Below are 18,822 nucleotides of genomic sequence, written 5' to 3'. Positions count from 1 at the left end.
CCGAACATCAACCCGGCCGCCTGTCGGAAGCCGGATCGGTAATGAGTCGCGTGCTGCGCCGGTAGGTGACATAGGCCCAGAGCCAATCCAGCATGACCTTCGCCCTGTTCGGCCCTCCGGTGAGAAACGCGATGTGTGCGGCGCCCCAGAACCACCACGCCGGCGCGCCCCACATCCGGATGGGGCCGATTTCCGCCACCGCGGCCTGACGCCCGATCGTTGCCAGGCTGCCGAAATGTCTGTATCGAAACGGCGGCGGAGGACGGCGACCCGCGAGCTGTGCGTCGATCACGCGCGCGGCATATCTTCCCTGCTGTTTGGCGGCAGGCGCCAACCCCGGCACCGCTGCTCCGTTCCAGCCCAGACTCGCAGCGGCGTCGCCAATCGCATAGATGCCTTCAGCGGCCGGAACGGAGAGGTCGTCGTTCACCTTGATTCGTCCGGCCGCGTCCTCTGGCTGGTTTAGCCATCTGGCGACCGGAGACGCTGCCACTCCGGCAGCCCACAAGATGGTTCGGGATGCAATGCGATCCTTGCCGAGGTCGGCGCCCTCCTGATCGACGCCCAGCACCCTGGTATCGAGGTAGATCGTGACCCCCAGCTTGCGAAGGGAGCGTTCCGCAGCGGCAGACAGGGAAGGCGGGAACGTCGGCAGAACGCGGGGGCCGGCATGAACCAGGATGACGCGCGAGGTCGACGGATCGATCGTGCGATATTCCTGATCCATCCCGTGATGCGCCAGTTCCGCGATGGCGCCGGCCAGCTCGATACCCGTCGGTCCTCCGCCGACGATGATGAACGTCAGCCACGCGGCACGCGTTGCTTCGTCGGCGGCCGTTTCCGCTTCTTCAAATGCACGCAGCAGACGGCTCCTGATCGAGGTCGCGTCCTCGATGCTCTTGAGCCCTGGCGCGTAAGGCGCCCAGTGATCGTTGCCGAAGTAACTGTGACGCGCGCCGGTCGCGAGTACGAGATAGTCGAATTTGAGGCTGGCTGCGCCGATCAGCACTTCGCGGGCGGCGGTGTCGATGCCTGTGACGCTTCCCAGACGGACCTGGACGTTTCGCTGCCCGCGAAAGAGGCTTCGGATCGGCGTCGCGATTTCGCCGGGCGACAACGCTGCTGTCGCGATCTGATAGAGCAGCGGTTGAAACAGATGATGATTCCGCTGGTCGATGAGGGTGATCCGGCAGCGCGAATTGCGCAGGCCGCGAACGGTCTCGATCCCGCCGAAGCCGCCGCCGACCACAACGACATGCGGACACTCGTCCAGCGTGCCTTCTTCTTTCTCCGGGCGGTCGAGCACCCAGCGGGCGAGCCAATGATCCACCGAGATGACGCCGGGCCCCGTGGCGACAAACATAAGCAGCAGGAGAAGCATGGCCAACCGGTCGTCCATGGACATGGCGATGCCAGCGAGTGGAACCATGGCGGCATAGATGAACATCGCCGGCCGCGTCATGCAGCCGAAGGCGATGCAGAATGCGAGCAGCGCAGCGACCCATGTGGGGTAGGTGAACAGTGCCGCCAGCCCTTGATGGGCGGCTTGCCCGAAAAGGGCGGGCGTCAATGCGGAAGCGAGACTGAGCGACGCCGCGATGCCTGCGCGCGAGACGAGCAAAAGCACAGGTGACACATATCGCTCGATCAGCTCATAGCATGTCCTGACCTGTCGGGCCGGGCCAAGCGGCGCCCACGCCAGGCCTCGCGCCAACATCGCGTCGAGGGAGAGTGTTCCCGGACCCAGCACGACCAGCCAGGCGAGCAAAACAAGCGTTGTGCCGCCCGGACCGAGGGCGATCGATCCGTAGCCGCCAACGAGCAACACAAGCGCGATGGGCCGGGTCAGCAGGCCAGCAGTGAGCAGGAGCGGCACGATACCGTGCAGCGCTGCCTCCACGCTGGACGGCGCATGCAGTCCGGCGGCGGTTGTGCCGCTTGGATTGCCTTGCGCCATGGTCATGATCTGATGCACGAGCACGACCTGCCCAAACCAGACGCGAGTGGCAAGAAGCAGCCACGGCATGCAAAGCGCGCGTAGTTTGGGCGCGAAGCGGACCAGTGGTTTGAAGGCGTTCCAGAACATACGGCACCCTTTCGAACGAACCATCACGGCGCATGCGGCGTCGACGCGAATCTCACCAGCGCAGACAATGCGGCGCGACGGCCGAGCCGACTGCGGTCGTGATGACGATGGCGAGCACGTACCAGACTCCCCAGAACGGGACCGCCATCTCCGAGCAATAGAGCGTGTAGACGAGCAATCCCTGCGCGCCGGCCAGCAGACCCGCGCCTGCGCCGGCCAGGGCGAGGCGCGTCGGCGCGAGCTGCTTCATCGCGCGCAATATTGCAGCGAGCGAGGGCAGCGAGAGCAGCACGACGTTCGCCGTCGCCGTGCGCCATGTCGTGCCGAGCATCAACTCGAGCCGGTAGCCCGGCGGCGCCGCCAGCAGAACGCTGCCGGCGGCGAGCAGCATGGAGGCCACCGGCAGCGCCGCCGCGAGCCCCGCGAGCCTGAGGCGCGCGCCGGGGCGGCCCAGCCGCTCGGCGAGCGCCACGGCCGCGGCGATGATCGCGAGCGGGAACGCGAGGCGCACCCAGAACATCGACGTGAGGATCAGCTCGGGCATGTCGCTGCGCACGCCGTACAGCGCAACCAGCAGGGCCGCGCTGCCGGCGAGGCCGTGCAGCAGTGCTCGCGTGAGCAGCCTTGGGACGGCGTTGCGCTCGATGGGCGACACGTCGCTCGCGAGCCGGGTGACCAGCTCTTGTGTTTTCATGACCGGTACGCGCGGTCTCCGAGCAGGTAGTCGATCGATATCACGCCGGGGCCCCAGGCGGCGATGCCGAGCGCCATGGCGGCCCACGTGATGTGGATCGGCCAGCCGTCCGGCACCGTCAGCTCGATGATGCAGGTCATCAGCAGCAATCCCGCGGCCGCGAAGCGCGTGCCGAACCCGAGCACGAGCAGCACCGGGAAACCGACCTCGCCGCACGCGGAGAGGAACGCGAAGACGGCCGGCGCCGGAAACGGATAAGGGCCGCCGGGCAGATGGAGCTTGAATTCGTCGGTGAAGAGATCGATGGCCGTGTCGTTGAGCTGCAGGAAACCGTGCCACTTGAGAATGCCCGATTTCCAGAAAGGCACGGCCAGCGCAATGCGCAGCACGAGCTGCACGAACGACGGTTGTGCGAGCCGTTCGATGAAGCGCCGGGCGCAGCCGATCGCGTGCGCGACGTTGCCCGCGAAAGACGGTCTGGAGTCCTGTCGAGTTTGCATGATGGTTACGCTCCTGGTTGAACGGCGGCGAACACGCCGGCCGAAATCATTGCGGCCAGGCTGGCCGGCAGGTCAAAGGCGCCGCTCTCCTCGAAGGCTGCCTGCGCGGCGGCGCCGAGCGGCATGCCCTCGATGAGTGCGAGTAGAAACGCAGCGCCACCCGCGGGCAGGCGCGAGACAATCACGTCGTAATCGGGCCGGGTGACGAGCGCGTCTTCCGCATCGCTCGAATGCAGCGGGGTGACGGGGCCGGGCGTCCGGTTCATCGCGAAGATCGCGACGGCCGGGTAGCGCGAACGCACGATGCGCGCGGCCGGATGCGGGACAAAGCGCATCTGCGCGAGCGAATCCGCATCGATGCCCGCGAATGCGTCGGCCGCAAGCGGTGCGGCGTCCCCGGCGTGATAGGCGTCGAGCCACGCGCGCTCGATGCGTGCCGTATCCGCAAGCCACGGCATGTCACGCGCGTACTCCCAGGTTTCGATGAACGACGGAAAATCGCGTCCGTACTCGAACAGGAGCGGCGAAGCCGGTGGCGTGGCGCGCACGTGACAGCGCGCCATCGCGCGGAAGAACTCGACGCCCGTAATGCGCTGCACGGCGGGATAGATCGCGGCCAGCGCATCGATGAGGCTGACCGTGACGTTGTTGCGATAGACGTTGTAGCGCTTCACGACACCCTTGCCGTGCGCCGCCACGACACCGTTCGGTGCGGCGAGGCCGGGGTTCGTCAGTCCCGGCGCGAAGGCCGTCGCATAGTCGCTCGCGGATTGCTCAGGCTTCATGGCTGGCTCGCTTCATGAGGTATGTATCGGACTCCGATATATTGTTGCGAAAAAAATCGGAGGCGTTGCGCCGGGCCGCCAATGCTTGTGCGCGCAGTTCGGGCCACGCAGGCAACTGGCTGTCCCATTCGATCAGTGTCGGTATGCGCCCGGTGCGCGCGATCACGTTGCGGTAGAGCGCCCAGACCGGATCGGCGACGGCGCGGTCGTGGCTGTCGATGAGCAGTGGCGCGTGCTCGTCGTCGTGCTGCTCGCTGTAGCCGGCCAGGTGAATCTCGCCGACGTATTCGAGAGGAAAGTCCGCGAGGTACGCGTGTGCCGGATAACCGTGATTGGTCGCCGAAACAAAAACGTTGTTGACGTCGAGCAGCAGCCCGCAGCCCGTGCGCTGCGCGACCGCACGGATGAATTCCGTTTCGCTCATCGTCGACGAGGCGAATGCCACGTACGTCGACGGATTCTCGAGCAGCATCGGACGTCCAATGGCTGCCTGCATCTGATCGATGTGTTCGCACACCTTATCGAGTGTCGCCTTCGTGTAAGGCAGTGGCAGCAGATCGTTGAAGAACGTGCCGCCGTGCGAAGACCACGCGAGGTGTTCCGAAACGAGTGCGGGTTCGTAGCGCGCGACCAGCTCGCCAAAGCGCGCGAGGTGGCCGGCGTCGAGCCTGTCCGGTCCGCCGATCGACATGCACACACCGTGCAGCGAGACCGGATAGCGCTCGCGGATCGCGCTCAATGCGCGGTGCGGCGGACCGCCTGCGCCCATGTAGTTCTCGGCGTGCACCTCGAAGAAGCCGTCCTGCAGTCCGTCTTCGAGAATCGCCGCGCGATGCTCATGCTTGAAGCTCGTGCCCACGAGCGCAGCCGCGCCGGGCGCCGCGCGAAGGGGACGGCCGGACCTCACTGCTGTTTGCATGGAAGTGTTCATGGCCGTCCCCTTTCTTTCGTGGTCGTAGCGATCAGGACTTGATCGGCGTAAGCGAGCCGTGGCCACCGCCCGGCACGACGATGCTCGCGCAGGTGCCACCCTGAACGAACTTCCACGAGTTGCCCTGGAAGTCGACCGTCGAGGTTCCCTGACAGGTGGTGCCGGGACCGGCGGCGCAGTCGTTTTGCCCCTTCAGCGCGACGCCGAAGCACTTCTCCTTGTGAGCGGCCACGGCGGCGTTCATTTCTTCCTTCGTGAGCGGTGCGGCATGCGCGACTGACGCCAGCAGGCTGGCAACGGCACCTGCGAGCAGGGCGGTACTAACAGTGGTCTTTGCGGACATGGACGTTCTCCAGTGAGTGAGATGAGAGGTATCCGTCGCGGATACACCAGCTAATTCGCGCGATGCTGGACGCCGGTTACACCGATTGATTTTTTTTGCGTGACGCTTTGAAGGGAGGGGGAGCAGGATGCTCGCAAGCTCTGCCATGAGCCGATCGGAATGCCTTAAAGCTGCAGACGCGAATGAATGACGACAGGCGCTATCTGGGGACAGGCCAGCCCGCGGGAGCAGCGGCGATGGCACTCCATCGAAATACCGCCACACTTGTTACTCCCGACCTGCGATTCCCAAGGACCAAACTATTTACGTCACCCAACGAGCGACGCGTAGCGGGCCCAATCGGCCCAATCGCGCCGCAGGAATTTGCCCAATTCAGGAGGTCGCAAAGTCATGAGTCCATCAGCCGAGAACGGAAGGAAAGGCGGACAGCCCGCCATGCACACACCACCGGTCGTCTCATTGCAGGCTTGGGAGGCGGCGCGCGAGCAGTTGCTGGTGAAAGAAAAGGCGCTGACCCGCGCTCGAGACGCCCTGGGCGCCGAGCGCCGCCGAATGCCCTGGATGGCGGTGGAGAAGGCCTACGCATTCGAAGGGCCCGCGGGCAAGGTCAGCCTGCTGGACCTGTTCGACGGTCGGCGTCAACTGATCGTCTATCGGGCTTTCTTCGAACCGGGCGTGTTCGGCTGGCCCGAGCATGCCTGCCGGGGCTGCTCCATGGTGGCCGACCAGGTGGCCCACGTCGCCCACTTGAACGCCCGCGACACCACCCTCGTCTTCGTCTCGCGCGCGCCTCAGGCCGACATCGCGCGACTGAAGGCGCGCATGGGCTGGGAGATGCCGTGGTTCACCATCACGGACAGCTTCGACGCCGACTTCGGCGTGGACGAGTGGCACGGCACGAACGTGTTCTACCGCGACGACGAGCGCGTTTTGCGCACCTACTTCATCAACAACCGCGGCGATGAACAGATGGGGGGTACCTGGAACTACCTCGACATCACGCCGCTGGGCCGCCAGGAGGTCTGGGAGGACTCGCCCGAGGGCTATCCGCAGACCCCAACCTATAAGTGGTGGAACTGGCACGACAGCTACGTCGAAGACGCGCCGCCCGACAAGAAGTGGGTCGAGGTGTCGGACGCAGGCGAGGCTGCGTTCCGCAAGCAGGACACGAACGGAACGCCTTGAGCCGGACCTGTCCGGCCTGGCCGTCGCGCTTGCCGCGTCGAGACATTTGCCTCAAGCCTCACGCGGCAAGCGCTGCATCGACGGCAGCCAGGTACTCCTGAAAGCCAGCCTGCAACAGCACGGTTCGCACGCGCGCGAGCTCGCATCGCGCGGCTTCGTCCACGGGCGCTTGCAGGGCGCGCGCGAGCACGCGTGCGCGCGCCGCAAACAGCTCGGCCCAGGGCAGCGGTTCGCGCCGCGTGTAGTCCTCCAGTGCGCTCGCATAGCGCAGCACGCCGTCCGCATCGCGGGCCGCCAGCATCGCTTCGATCGCGTCGCGGTAGAACCAGAGATGGTTGTGGCCGACCGCGCCGAGGCGCAGGAGGTCCGCGCCTTCTGCGAGGAGTCGCGTGCGCTCGTCATGCTCGTCGATCGCGCGGGCGAGGGCGCCGAGCGTCTTCGGCGCGCAGAACTGTGTGCCCACCTCGCGCGAGATCGCGAGCGCCTCGCGCAGCGCTCTGACGGCTTCGTCGCGGCTTCCATCGGCGAGCCATATACGTCCCTGCATTTCCAGGTTCTGCGCTTCGAAGCGGCGCGCGCCCAATTGCCGGATCACGCGCTTTTCCTGCTCCAGATGGACCTGCATAGCCTGCATATCGCCTAGCTCGTAGCAGGCGAACACGCCGAGCGTCTCTCCCAGCAATTGCGCACGCGGCTGTCCGATCAACTCGGCGGCGCGCACGGCGGCAACAGCGTCTTCGCGCGCCTGCCGCGGGTCGTTCAGATAAATGCGGCTGAAGCCCTGCATCGAACGATTGGCGACTTCGATCCGGCCGCACCCGTGCTCGCGGCTCAACGCCACGCAGTCGCTGAAATGGCGGAACGCGGTCCGCATCCGCCCTTGCGCGTACGCAGCATCGGCGAGGCCGCCGAGCGCCCGCGCCTCGGCCTCCGGCAGGCCGAGGCGTCGCGCATAGTCGAGCCCGCGTTCGTGTTCGGTGCTGCAGGCATCGATTTTTCCGAGCGGAAAATAGATGTTGCCTCGCAGATAGTGAAGGCTCGCGAGTTCGGCCACGAGGTCGTCACGCTCCGCGATCCGCTGCGCGGCCTCGAGCAGGTCCAGCGCTTCGTCGAGACCTTCGCTCACACGCAAGCCTTCCGCGAGCCCGAGCTGGCAGCGGCACAGACTGGCGTCGTCGGGAGCAGCCGCGAGCGCCGCGCGCCAGGTCGCGATCGATCCCGCGATATCGCCGAGGTCGCGCTGCAGTTCGCCCTTGCAACAGCTCAGGGCGTGGCGGTCCGTCTCTGTCTGCGCGATCTCGAGGCCCCGCTCGGCGAGGCGCAGCGCGGCCTCGAGCAGGTGGGCCGTGCGCTGCGCGAGCGCGGCGGCCAGGTAGGCCTGTGGCGCGCGTTCGTCCTCGGCGCGGTCGAGATGCTGGGCGTGCAGCGTGGGGTCGCCATGCGCGAACCAGTCGGCCGCGCAGCGGTGCAGCTCGCGCCGGCGCGCGCGCAGCAGCGTCGAATAGGCGCTCTCCTGGATCAGCGCATGGGCAAACAGGAACTCTTCGCCCTCGGGCAGCACGAGCGCATTGGCGAGCAGGCCGTCGCAAACATAGCCGGGATCGTCGATGAGCCGCCGCAACAACGCAATGCCGAAGCGCTGCCCGATCACGGCCGCCGCCTGGAAGGCCAGGCGGTCGCGCGGTGCGAGCCGGTCCATCCGCGCGAGCACGAGGCTGCGGATCGAGCCGGGCACGGCGTTGCCGCTGCCTTCCTCGGCGTTGCGCAACAGCTGCTCGAGGAACAGCGGGTTGCCGCCCGCGCGCTCGATGCAGGCGAGCGCTACACGCTGCGTCGCGTCGATGAAGTTGCCCGCGAGGCTCAGTGCCTCGTCCTGGCGCAATGGCCCGAGGTCGATCGTCGCGAACGGGGTGCCCCGGCAGCGCGCGCGCCATGCCGCATCGATCGGATCGCCTTCCACGCGCGAGGTTGTCACGAGCAGGCCCGGGCCGTTCGCGATGCCCGAAGCGAAGGCCGAAAGATAGTCGAGCACTTCGGGCTCGGCCCAATGCAGGTCTTCGACGACGATCAGCGTGGCAGCCCGCGTGCAGGCGTCGTCGGTCAGTCGCGCGGCGAGCGCCTGCTTGCCGCGCTTGCGCGCGCCGTGGTCCATGGCGTCGTAGAGGGTTCGCCACTCGTCCGGGAGCGGCAGGTCGAGGAGGTCGTGGAGAAACGCATGCTGCTCGGCCTTGACGATGCCCTCATCGGCGAGACGCGCAGCAGCGTCGCGCCGCGCGTCGCTCGATGCGCCAGGCGGCAGACCGAGCAGGCTGGCGGCGATCGTGTGCACGGGATCCTGCCCCTTGCCCACGCCGAAATCGAGCACGAGGCCCCGATGGATCTCGAAGCCTTGCGACTGCGCGTAGCGGCGCATCTCGTCGACGAGACGCGTCTTGCCGATGCCCGCTTCGCCGCGCACATGGACGATATGGCCGGCCCGCCTCGCAACGCACGCGTGAACGATGCCGTGAAACTGTTCGAGCTCCGCCTGGCGTCCGACGAAAAAGCTCTGGCTTGCCTTCGCCGATTCGCTCGCCGGGTCGCTCGAAATCGCGCGCAGCCGCCAGGCGCGCACCGGCGTGTCGATGCCCTTGAAGCGCTGCTCGCCGAGCGCGTCGCAGACGGCGGCCTCGCCAAGCGCGCGCGCCACGTCATCGGAAAGCCAGGTCTCGCCGGCCGCCGCCGCGACCTGGAGCCGCGCGCCCAGGTTCACCGGACTGCCGGTCACGGTGTAGTCGCGCGCATCCACGCAGCCGAGCGCGCCGGCGACGACTTCGCCGCTCGCGATGCCGATATGGGCCTGCAACGTGCGTGCCGCCTGCGCGCTCAGCGCCGTCAGCGCCTCATGGATATCGAGCGCCGCGCGAGCCGCGCGCAGCGTGTCCGTCTCGTGCGCGCGGGGCGCGCCGAACAGCGCCATCACCGCGTCGCCGATATGCCTGTCGGTCGTGCCGCCCCAGGCGATCACGATGCCGTCGACGAGCGCCGTGAAGCGGCCGATCAGCGCGCGCACTTCCTCCGGATCGAGCGTACGCGAGAGTGCCGTAAAGCCGCAGAGATCGGCGAACAGGACGGTGACCTGCCTGCGTTCGTCCGTGGGGATCTCCAGGGCGTTGGGCGCGTTCGGCGCTTGCGCCACCGGAAGAACCGCTGCCGGGGAGTTTTGCGCGGCGGCGGCGAGGATGCGTTTGCGGTGGCCGAGCGACTGCACCCCGAGTTCCCTCAGGTCCGCGTCGGTCAGCTGCGCGAGCAGCGAGAGATCGATATCGTTTGCCGCGAACGCTTGCGCGTATTGCTCGAGTCCCAGGGCGTGCAGCCATTGCTGAATATCCATGTTCGCCGCCTGCATCCCATGCCGGTTGCCTGATGCGAACCGCCCCGAGCCCGTCGGGCATCGTGCCGGTGAATTTCCAGTGTAGGCGCGCGCTACGGGCCGCGTACGGCGTTTGACAGCCTTTCGATCGCAGACGGATACTGGATCGCTCCCCATCGCGCCTCGCGCATTCCACCGGGAATACACGTGAAGCCGGGCAAGACCGTTACCGCCGCCGACGTCCCGCTGCGCTCGCGCGTCGCGGCGCTGCCCGGCGATCTGGCGGCCGGCGCGATATCGGCGCTCGTCATGCTGTGCTACGCGATGAGCCTCGGCACGATGATTTTCAGCGCCGATCTTGCCCGCTACGCCATGCTCGGCGTGCCCACCGCGCTCGTCAGCTGTGTCGTCACGGCGCTCGTGATTGCCTTGACGAGTTCGATGCGCCTGAATATCGGCGGCCCCGACAGCAATGCGGCGGCGTTTCTCGCGGGCGTGGCGGCAGGCGTGGCGAGCAGTGTGCGTGCGGACGGCGGCTCCCCGCAAACGCTCCTGCTCACCGTGCTAATCGCCATCGCGCTGTGTTCGATCGTGACCGGCATCGTGCTCTATGCGATCGGTTCTTCGAAGCGCAGCCGGTCGCTGCAGTTCCTGCCCTATCCGGTCCTCGGCGGTTTCCTCGCCGGCACGGGCTATCTGCTGCTCGCCGGCGCATTTCGCGTCATGACGGGCGAGTCCCTGCAATGGCGCACGCTCGCGCTGTTGACGCATCTGCACTGGCTCGCATGGCTTCCTGCGCTCGTCGTCGGCGTGCTGGCCACGATCCTGATGCGCACCTGGAAGCACGTTGCCGCGCTGCCGCTCACGCTGGCCTTCGGCATCGTGCTCTTCTACGTGCTGCTGCGCGCCGCGGGCCTGTCGATCGACGAAGCGCGCGGCATGGGGCTGCTGCTGCCGCGCGCGGCGCTGCGGCTCACGGGGCTACCGGAGCTGCATCTGAGCGCGCAGTTCGGGCAGGGCGGCATCGACTGGACGGCGATCGCCGCGCACCTTCCGGAGAGCCTCGTGGTCACGTCGGTTTCGGCAGTCACGATCCTGATGAATTCGACGGCCATCGGCGCCGCGACGGGCGAGGAAGTCGATCTCAATCGCGAGATGCGGGCCGCGGGCCTCGCCAACCTCGCGAGCGGGCTGCTGGGCGGCATGGTCGGCTATCAGTCGTTCAATCGCTCGATGCTCAACGCGCGCGTCGGCGCGACGAGCCGGATGGCGGGCGTGTTCGCCTCGCTCGCGTGCCTCTTCGTGCTGGCTGCGTCGCCCGGCTTCGTCGCGCTCTTTCCCGTGCCGGTGCTCGTCGGCCTCCAGCTTTTCATGGGGCTGCGCCTCATCGTGCACTGGGTGGTCGGCGCCTGGGCGAAGCTCGCCTGGTACGAGTATTTGCTCGTGCCCGTGATTCTCTGCACGATCGCGGGCTGGGGCGTGCTCATCGGCGTGGGCGTGGGCGTGATTGCCGCGTGCGTGATGTTCACGCTGCTCTATGGCCGCGTGAGCTGCATCCGCATGGCGTTCGACCTTCGCACGCGGACCTCGAATGTCGAGCGCAACATCGAGGAGACCGAAGCGTTGCGCGGCCACGGCGCGCAGGTGTGCGGCATGTGCCTGCAAGGGTTTCTCTTTTTCGGCACGGCAAATTCGATCCTCCAGCGCATACGGGAGCGCCTCGCCGCGCGCGATCCGGTACAGGTTCGATTCGTCGTACTTGATTTCGCGGCGACCCAGGGCATCGACGCTTCGGTATCGATCAGCTTCGTCAAGCTGCGGCAGCTCTGCGCGGCGATGGATGCGGACCTGATCTTGACCGCGCTGCCGCCGCGCTCGCGCGATCTGCTGACGAAAACCGGCACGCTCAATCTGCGCATTCGCGAATTCGACACGCTCGATGCGGGCCTCGAATGGGTAGAAGACCAACTGCTCGCGTCAAGCGCGCTCGCGCCGAAGCCCGGTGACGACCTCAACGCGCTGCTCTCGCCGCATTTCACGGCGAGCGCGCTGAACACGCTCTCCATCCGGCTCGAAGTGCAGGATCTGCAAGCGGGCCAGGCGCTGTTTCATCGCGGGGACCCGGGCGACGCGCTGTACATCATCGAGCGCGGGCGCCTTGCCGTTTCGCTGCCGCTCGGCAACGGGCGGTCAGTGCGCGTGCGCGCTTGCCTCCCGGGCACGGTGATCGGGGAGATGGCCGTGTACACGCAGCAGCCGCGCAGCGCGGACGTGTTCGCCGAAGTGCCGACGCGGGTGCGCAGGCTGTCGCTGGCCGCGCTCGTTGCGCTCGAGCGGGACGACGCCGCCGCCGCTCAGCAATTTCATCGCTTTCTGGTGAAAGTCATTGCGTCGCGCCTCGCCCTTGCCACGGAGGCGCTGCGCGCGGCCTACTGAGCGGCGGGGAGGGATCGTGTCAGATCGAATTGTGCGGCGCGTCTTGCAGACCGCGCGCAGCAACGCGTTCCGTCACGCCTTCGTGCGGGTGATCGTCGAGCGAAATCCGCGACGTTTCCGGCAAGGACAACCCGCCAACCAGCGCCAGCAGTGAGACGGCGATCAGGTAGTAAGCGGGGGAGATGCTGTTACCCGTTGACTCGATCAGCCACGTGGCGACGAGCGGTGCGGTGCCGCCAAAGATCGTGTAGGCGAGGTTGTAGGTGATCGCCGAAGCGGTATAACGCGTCCGGGTCGGAAAGATTTCGGAGAGCAGTGCGGCCGTGACCACACCCGACAGGACCGCGCCGAGCGCAAGCATGCAAGCGCCGGCAATCGCGGAACGAAAGTCCCCTGACCCTCCGAGCGCGAAAGAAGGGTAGACGGCGGCGATCAGGACGGCGCATGCCGTGAAAACGGTTTTGCGTCTTCCCACTGCGTCCGAGTAGAGGCCGGCGAGCGGGCAGATGGCCGCGGCGAATACGAGTGCGATGACCGTCACCAATAACGCGCTGGCCCGGCTCAGATGGCCGACGACCTGCAGATACGTGGCGAAGTAGGTTGTGAACGTATAGAAGGAGAGCGCAGTCACGGAAACAAACGCGCCCAGGCGCACAATCGCGCTTGCCTGTGTCCTGAGCGTTTCGCGCAGCGGGGCGTGAGCGAGGTCGTGATCGTGTTCGACTGCGACAAACGAAGGGGTTTCGCCAAGGCGCGTGCGCAGATACAGTCCGACGAGGCCGATAGGCGCCGCAGCGATGAACGGGATTCGCCAGCCCCAGTTGCTCATCGCCTCCGCCGACAGCATGGCGTCCAGTCCGGATGCCACAACAGCGGCGCTCGCGAACGACAGGAACGTGGAAACCGGAAGAAAGCTTCCGTATCGCGCGCGCTGGTGCTTCGGCGCATGTTCCATCAGATACGCGCAGGCGCCTGCGTACTCTCCGCCGGCGGAAAAACCCTGCACGCAGCGAACTATCGCGAGCAGCAAGGGTGCGAGCATGCCGACCGATGCATAGGTCGGCAGAAAGCCGATGACCGTTGTTGCACCCGCCATGATCAGAATGGTCATTGCGAGCGTTTTCTTGCGGCCTACCCGGTCTCCCACCACGCCGAAGAACACGCCGCCGAGCGGCCTGAAGGCAAACGCGACGGCGAACACTGCGAAGGTCTTCATCAACGCGATTGCCGGGTCGCCATTCGGAAAGAACTGGCGAGTCAGCAGTGTCGCGAGAAATCCGTAAACGGCAAAGTCGAACCATTCGACAAAATTGCCTACCGCAGCGGCAATGATCACCTTGCGAAGCGTCTTTGGGTCTACTGTTGGCTGATACGCTTTCATTATCTGGCCGTCCCTGTGCATTGAATAAGGTGTGCGTATCACCCTGAATGGCGCAGCCATTCGAGGCGGGCGGTTTAACGCTGAAATCGCACGGTGATGATTTGCACAGTTAATGCGACCATAAATGCCGCACCTAGAACGAAGGCGACATGGTGACGCGCTGGAAGCGACATCAAATTGTGATGTCGCGCAATGACTAAACGACGTCGCTTTTCGAATGGTTTTTCGGCGGCGCAATAGGTCAGATTTGACTCACCAGCCGGTCTCGCAACTGTCGGCGCAGCACTTTTCCAACCGGCGTTTTCGGCAGGTCGTTCACGAAGACCACCTGCTTGGGCACCTTGTAGGCGGTGAGGCTCGTGCGCGCGAACTCGATCACGTCCGACTCGGTCAGCCCGGGTTCCTTTTTCACCACGAAGGCGACTGGCGTCTCGCCCGATTGTGAATCCGCCACACCAACGACCGCGACCTCCAGAATGCCGGGATGCCGGAAGAGCACGCCCTCCACTTCGTTTGGATAGACGTTGAAACCGGAGACCAGAATCATGTCCCGCTTGCGGTCGACAATCCTGATCACACCGCGCTCGTCCATGATCCCGATATCGCCGGTCGCGAAAAATCCATCGCTGCCGATCGCATGCGCCGTTTCCTCCGGCCGGTTGAAGTAGCCTTGCATGATGACTGGCCCTGCAACGAAGATTTCGCCCGGCATGCCGGCGCGTAAGGCCGCGCCGCCTTCGTCGCGGATTTCAATGCGCATGGAAGGCAGCGGCACGCCGATCGTGCCTTCGAAGGCAGTCTGCGTGACGGGGTTGGCCGTCACCGCGCCTGCGGCCTCCGAAAGCCCGTAGGCTTCCACCACCGGGGTGCCGGTGAGTTTCTGCCAGCGTTCGGCGACTGCGGGCTGCGTCGCGGTACCGCCTCCGAAGGTACTGCGCAGCGTGGAGAAGTCGAGCGCGCCAAAGGCTTCGTTGTTCATCAGCGCGGTAAATAGCGTGTTGAGGCCGCCAAACACGGTTGGCCGGTGCGTGGCAAAGTCCTTCACGAGGGAGGGAATATCGCGCGGGTTCATCACCAGCACGCAGCGGGTGCCCAGATGAAACGAGACGAGGCATTGGCACACCAGGGCTGCCACGTGGTACAGGGGCAGCGCGACGAGTGTGATTTCGCCACTTGTCCGGAACACCGGCCTGACCCACGCCGCAAATATCAGCACGTCCGCGACTACGTTGCCGTGCGTCAATACGGCCCCTTTGGGGTCGCCGGTCGTGCCGCCGGTGTATTGCAGGAATGCCCGCGTCTCGCGGTTCAGCGCGGTCTTCGTGAAGTCCGCGGCCGGGCGCGCGGTCATGGCGGTCCTGAAGGCGATCGCACCTGGAATCGTCCAGTCCGGGACGAGTTTTTTCTTTTTTCGAACGATGTAGTCGACAAGGATGGATCTCGGGAAGCTCTGCATTTCCGCCACGCGCGCGACGATTACGTGCTCGATGGGGACAAGGGCAAGTGCCTGCTGCAGCGTAGCGGCGGACACCTCCATGACCACGATCGCACGCGCACCGGAATCCTTGATCAGACTCGCCAGTTCCGGCGCGGTGTAGAGCGGGTTGACGTTGACCACGGTGAGCCCGGCGCGCAGTGCGGCAAACATCGCGATGGGGTGTTGCAGGGAGTTTGGCAACATCAGCGCGATGCGGTCGCCGGGTTTCAGTTGCAGGTTTTTCTGAAAGTAGGCGGCAAGGCGCGCGGAGTAGGCGTCCAGTTCGCGATAGGTGAGATTCACGCCGAACTGGTGAAAGGCGATCCTGTCGCCGAAGCGTGCGACGGCCTGTTCCAGCAGGGCGGCCATCGAGGGGCAGTCGTCGAGGTCGATGTCCGCCGCGACGCCAGCGGGATATTGCGAAAGCCAGGGCAAGTTCGACATTTCGTCCTCCGCTGCGGGACTGCTTCGGCGTTCGCTGCTTCTAATTTTGGACTCCTAGCGTATTCTCGCTGCGACTTCCCAAGTGTGCTGTAGCGCACGTACGCGCACGATCAGATACGCATTCCCGCACGGAGAGCGGCGGCTATTCGACGGGACCCGGCTGAACGTTGATTTCCAGAGGTTCGCCGGGCATTTGCGACGCGGGCGCGACGTCTTCTTCCGGCGTCGGCTGGGCGGTCTGAACGGCGGGCGGCGGGACGCCCCGGCCAACAACGGGCGCATCGGAGACTGGCGCGGACGCTCTGGGCTGCGCGCTGTGGGCGGCGGTCATGCCCGTACCGACGTTCGAGCCCGTGCTGTTCGCGCTTTTGAGGAGACCGTGCGAATCGAACAGAAACACGGCCGCGGACGAGTGTGTGTCGGCGCCGGCGACCAGCGAACCGATGAACGGGATATAGCTTTCCGGGTGCGGACGCGATGTCACGTAGGTATAGACGAGCAACGTCGAGCCGTCGTCCAGCGCGGTCTCGACCGACGCCGGGCCGAGCGCGACGATCACATCCTGTAGCGTCGTCACGCCGTACCTGAAGTTCGCCATCTGTTCGGGCCTGACCTCGACGCCGGCCGTCACGCAGCCGGCGAGTAGTGCGCCGCACAGCAGCCCTGTGACCACTTCGCGCTTCATGTCGCCTCGCCCCCTGACAGGAATTCTAGGACGAAGGAGACCGGCCGGTTGAAGTAAAGCGATCGGCGCCAGTCTTCAGACCACGCCGAGCCACTCTTTCAGTTGCGCGGCGCGTGAGCGGCTCACCGGCACGACGCTGCGTTCGCCGTCGTCCATCACGAGGTTCACGCTGTCGTCGGCTTTGACGATTTCGACCGCGAACGGCAGGTTGACGATGTGGCTGCGATGCACGCGCAAAAACGTATTGCTGTCGAGCCGCAGTTCGAGGTCAGCGAGCGACAGGTTGGAGAGGTAGCGATCGTCCTTCGTGACGATCGTCGTGTAGTGGCCGTCGCCCTGAAAACGCACGACGTCCTTCAGGTCGATCAGGATCACGCGGTTCTTGCGGTACACCGGAATCTTGAAGAGCCGCCGGGGAGGCGTGGGCGCGCCGGCAAGCGCCTCCGCCGTGGGCTCAGCCGACGGTTCGGTCGTCAGGTCGGTGAGATCGTAAAAAATCATGCAGGTGCCGCACGCGCCGTTCATGTCCGACATGCGGGACACCTTGAGCATGAGAATGCGGTCGGGAATGTTGATCATCATCGCGACCGGCGGAGGCGACTTCACGGGGCAGCCGCCGGCGTCGCGCGACTGCAGCAGGAAGCGTAGCTTGTCGCGGCTTTTTGCCGGGTGCAGCTGCACGACGTCGATGCCGAACAGCTTGTCCTGGGCCACGCCCAGCGACTGCTCGCCCGCGGGTCCGAGAATCTGCAGCGCGACGTCGTTGAACGCGCTGACGCGCCCCTGCGCGTCGAGCCACACCACGCCCGGATTGAACTGCTCGAGGCGGTGCTGAAAAGTCTCGGCGCGGCGCGCGTCGGTGGTCGGCATGGCGTGCTCGAACGGTTTCATCCAGGGTTCTCCCCGATGCTGCCGCGGCGTTGTGCGCGGCGTCTGCGGCGGCGGGACGCTGCCTCCGTTTTATGTCCTTTCCCCTTTTCACGCAAGTTTTCCGGCACCCGGCGCAACCATGCCGCCGTTCGAGAAAACCCGTTGAATTGCTGCGTTGCATTGTGAAATCCTGACTTTCAGGACGATGCCAATAAGGAGACTAGTGTGATTCCCCGCCCATTCGAATACCACGCTCCACAAACCTTGTCCGAGGCGTTCGCCTTGCTCGGCACTCACGGCGAAACGGCGAAGCTGCTCGCGGGCGGACACAGCCTGCTGCCGATGATGAAACTGCGCTTTGCCCAGCCCGATCATCTGATCGATCTCGGCAGGCTGGCCGAACTCAAGGGCATCCGCGAGGAAAATGGCACGCTGTGGATCGGCGCGATGACGACCGAAAACGAGCTGATCTGGTCGACGCTGCTGCAAGCGCGCTGTCCGCTCATCGTCGAGGGTGCGCGGCAGATCGCCGACCCGCAGGTTCGCTATCGCGGCACGCTGGGCGGCGATCTTTCGCACGGCGATCCTGGCAACGACCATCCCGCGCTGATGATCGCGCTCGACGCTTCGTTCGTGCTGCAAGGCGCGGCGGGCGAGCGGGTGGTGAGCGCGGACGGCTTTTTCGTCGGCACCTATGCGACGCTGCTCGAACCGGGCGAGATCATGACCGGCATCCGCATTCCCGTGCCGCCGCCCGGCACCGGCTATTGCTACGCGAAGCTCAAACGCAAGACTGGCGACTTCGCGACCGCGGCGGCGGCCGTCACGTTGCGCCTTGACGGCGGCCAGGTCGATCACGTGCGCATTGCTCTGACGAATGTCGGCGACACGGTGATTCGCGCGGTGGACGCCGAGCAGGCCCTCATCGGCAAGCCGTTCGACGCACGCTCGCTCGACGAAGCGGCGCGGCTCGCGATGGCGGCGTGCAACCCGGTGGAGGATCTGCGCGGCGACGCCGATTACAAGCGCGCGATGACGGGCGAGATGACCCGCAGGGCGCTCAATACCGCATACGAACGGGCAGCGAACGCAGCACGCCCCTGACCTCACGGAGAACGCGTAATGGCCAGCAAAACCATGGTGTCGTTCAGCCTCAACGGCAGCGAGGTCGACGTCGTCGTCGAACCGCGCGAACTGCTGATTCACACGCTGCGCGAAAAGTGCCAGCACACGGGACCGCATATCGGTTGCGAGACGTCGCATTGCGGCGCCTGCACCGTCGATTTCAACGGCATGTCCGTGAAGTCGTGCACGCTGCTCACCGTGCAGGCGCAGGGCGCTGAAGTCCGCACGGTCGAAGGGCTTGCCGAAGGCGGCGCGCTGCATGCGCTGCAGGAAGGTTTCATGCAGGAGCACGGGCTGCAATGCGGCTTCTGCACGCCGGGCATGCTGATGCGCGCGTACCGCCTGCTTCAGGAGAACCCCGATCCCTCGGAAGCGGAAATCCGCTACTGGATGGCGGGGAACCTGTGCCGCTGCACGGGTTATCAGAACATCGTGAAGGCCGTGCAATACGCGGCGCGCAAGCTGCGCGGCGAAGCGGTCGAAACCTCGCATCCGCTCATCGAAGCGGGCGCGGCACACGCGCAATGA

Annotated in this window: 15 protein-coding genes; 4 read left to right on the top strand and 11 right to left on the bottom strand. The window is 65.8% G+C overall.

All coding sequences use genetic code 11. From position 1 onward, the window contains the following. Positions 1–7: 7 nt before the first annotated feature. Genes E1N52_RS03120 through E1N52_RS03095 form a run of 6 tightly spaced genes read right to left on the bottom strand, consistent with a single transcriptional unit; the run spans position 8 to position 5,339 of the window. Positions 8–2,086, bottom strand: a complete 2,079-nt coding sequence (locus tag E1N52_RS03120; RefSeq protein WP_133180092.1) for an NAD(P)/FAD-dependent oxidoreductase — start codon at positions 2,084–2,086, stop codon at positions 8–10. Positions 2,087–2,138: 52 nt separating this feature from the next. Further along, the gene (locus E1N52_RS03115) at positions 2,139–2,780 is read right to left on the bottom strand and encodes a DUF1109 domain-containing protein (RefSeq protein ID WP_133180090.1); all 642 of its coding nucleotides are present in this window, start codon (positions 2,778–2,780) and stop codon (positions 2,139–2,141) included. Next, on the bottom strand, positions 2,777–3,280 hold the full coding sequence (locus E1N52_RS03110; protein ID WP_133180088.1) for a DoxX family protein: 504 nt from the start codon (positions 3,278–3,280) through the stop codon (positions 2,777–2,779). Before E1N52_RS03110 ends, E1N52_RS03115 begins: the two co-directional genes overlap by 4 nt. A 5-nt stretch (positions 3,281–3,285) precedes the next feature. Next, positions 3,286–4,065 carry an HvfC/BufC N-terminal domain-containing protein gene (locus E1N52_RS03105; RefSeq protein ID WP_133180086.1) on the bottom strand — a complete coding sequence of 260 codons (780 nt, stop codon included), beginning with the start codon at positions 4,063–4,065 and terminating at the stop codon, positions 3,286–3,288. Next, positions 4,055–4,984: an MNIO family bufferin maturase gene (gene bufB / locus E1N52_RS03100; RefSeq protein WP_133180543.1), complete on the bottom strand. Its 930-nt coding sequence runs from the start codon at positions 4,982–4,984 to the stop codon at positions 4,055–4,057. Before bufB ends, E1N52_RS03105 begins: the two co-directional genes overlap by 11 nt. Before the next feature lie 43 nt (positions 4,985–5,027). Continuing rightward, a complete protein-coding gene (locus E1N52_RS03095) occupies positions 5,028–5,339 on the bottom strand; it encodes a BufA1 family periplasmic bufferin-type metallophore (protein ID WP_133180084.1) in 312 nt (103 codons plus the stop codon). Between the two features lie 390 nt (positions 5,340–5,729). Between E1N52_RS03095 and E1N52_RS03090 the strand changes: the two genes are divergently transcribed. Next, positions 5,730–6,524, top strand: coding sequence for a DUF899 domain-containing protein (locus E1N52_RS03090; protein ID WP_165979325.1), 795 nt, complete (start codon positions 5,730–5,732; stop codon positions 6,522–6,524). Between the two features lie 58 nt (positions 6,525–6,582). Here the strand turns inward: E1N52_RS03090 and E1N52_RS03085 are convergent, their stop codons facing one another. Then, entirely contained in the window at positions 6,583–9,897 is a 3,315-nt protein-coding gene (locus E1N52_RS03085) for an adenylate/guanylate cyclase domain-containing protein (protein ID WP_133180082.1), read from the bottom strand. A gap of 186 nt (positions 9,898–10,083) precedes the next feature. Here E1N52_RS03085 and E1N52_RS03080 point away from each other — a divergent pair, with 186 nt between their 5' ends. After that, positions 10,084–12,312 (top strand): SLC26A/SulP transporter family protein, encoded by a 2,229-nt coding sequence (locus E1N52_RS03080; RefSeq protein ID WP_133180080.1) that lies wholly within the window; start codon positions 10,084–10,086, stop codon positions 12,310–12,312. A 19-nt stretch (positions 12,313–12,331) separates the two neighbouring features. Here E1N52_RS03080 and E1N52_RS03075 read toward each other — a convergent pair whose 3' ends face one another. The 4 genes from E1N52_RS03075 to E1N52_RS03060 form a co-directional block, all read right to left on the bottom strand. Continuing rightward, positions 12,332–13,930 carry an MFS transporter gene (locus E1N52_RS03075; RefSeq protein ID WP_246088935.1) on the bottom strand — a complete coding sequence of 533 codons (1,599 nt, stop codon included), beginning with the start codon at positions 13,928–13,930 and terminating at the stop codon, positions 12,332–12,334. Between the two features lie 4 nt (positions 13,931–13,934). Next, positions 13,935–15,614, bottom strand: a complete 1,680-nt coding sequence (locus E1N52_RS03070) for an AMP-binding protein (protein ID WP_133180078.1) — start codon at positions 15,612–15,614, stop codon at positions 13,935–13,937. A gap of 142 nt (positions 15,615–15,756) precedes the next feature. Beyond that, positions 15,757–16,299, bottom strand: coding sequence for a hypothetical protein (locus E1N52_RS03065; RefSeq protein ID WP_133180076.1), 543 nt, complete (start codon positions 16,297–16,299; stop codon positions 15,757–15,759). Between the two features lie 75 nt (positions 16,300–16,374). Next, positions 16,375–17,190, bottom strand: a complete 816-nt coding sequence (locus tag E1N52_RS03060) for a PAS domain-containing transcriptional regulator (RefSeq protein ID WP_133180074.1) — start codon at positions 17,188–17,190, stop codon at positions 16,375–16,377. A 204-nt stretch (positions 17,191–17,394) separates the two neighbouring features. Between E1N52_RS03060 and E1N52_RS03055 the strand changes: the two genes are divergently transcribed. Together E1N52_RS03055 and E1N52_RS03050 are read left to right on the top strand one after the other, a co-directional pair. Further along, positions 17,395–18,273: an FAD binding domain-containing protein gene (locus E1N52_RS03055; protein WP_133180072.1), complete on the top strand. Its 879-nt coding sequence runs from the start codon at positions 17,395–17,397 to the stop codon at positions 18,271–18,273. A gap of 18 nt (positions 18,274–18,291) precedes the next feature. Beyond that, positions 18,292–18,822 carry a (2Fe-2S)-binding protein gene (locus E1N52_RS03050; protein WP_133180070.1) on the top strand — a complete coding sequence of 177 codons (531 nt, stop codon included), beginning with the start codon at positions 18,292–18,294 and terminating at the stop codon, positions 18,820–18,822.

The organism is Paraburkholderia guartelaensis (assembly GCF_004353905.1).
Classification (GTDB): Bacteria; Pseudomonadota; Gammaproteobacteria; order Burkholderiales; family Burkholderiaceae; genus Paraburkholderia; species Paraburkholderia guartelaensis.
Note: the sequence above shows the minus strand (reverse complement) of the source record. Positions and strands in the feature narration are given on the sequence as shown.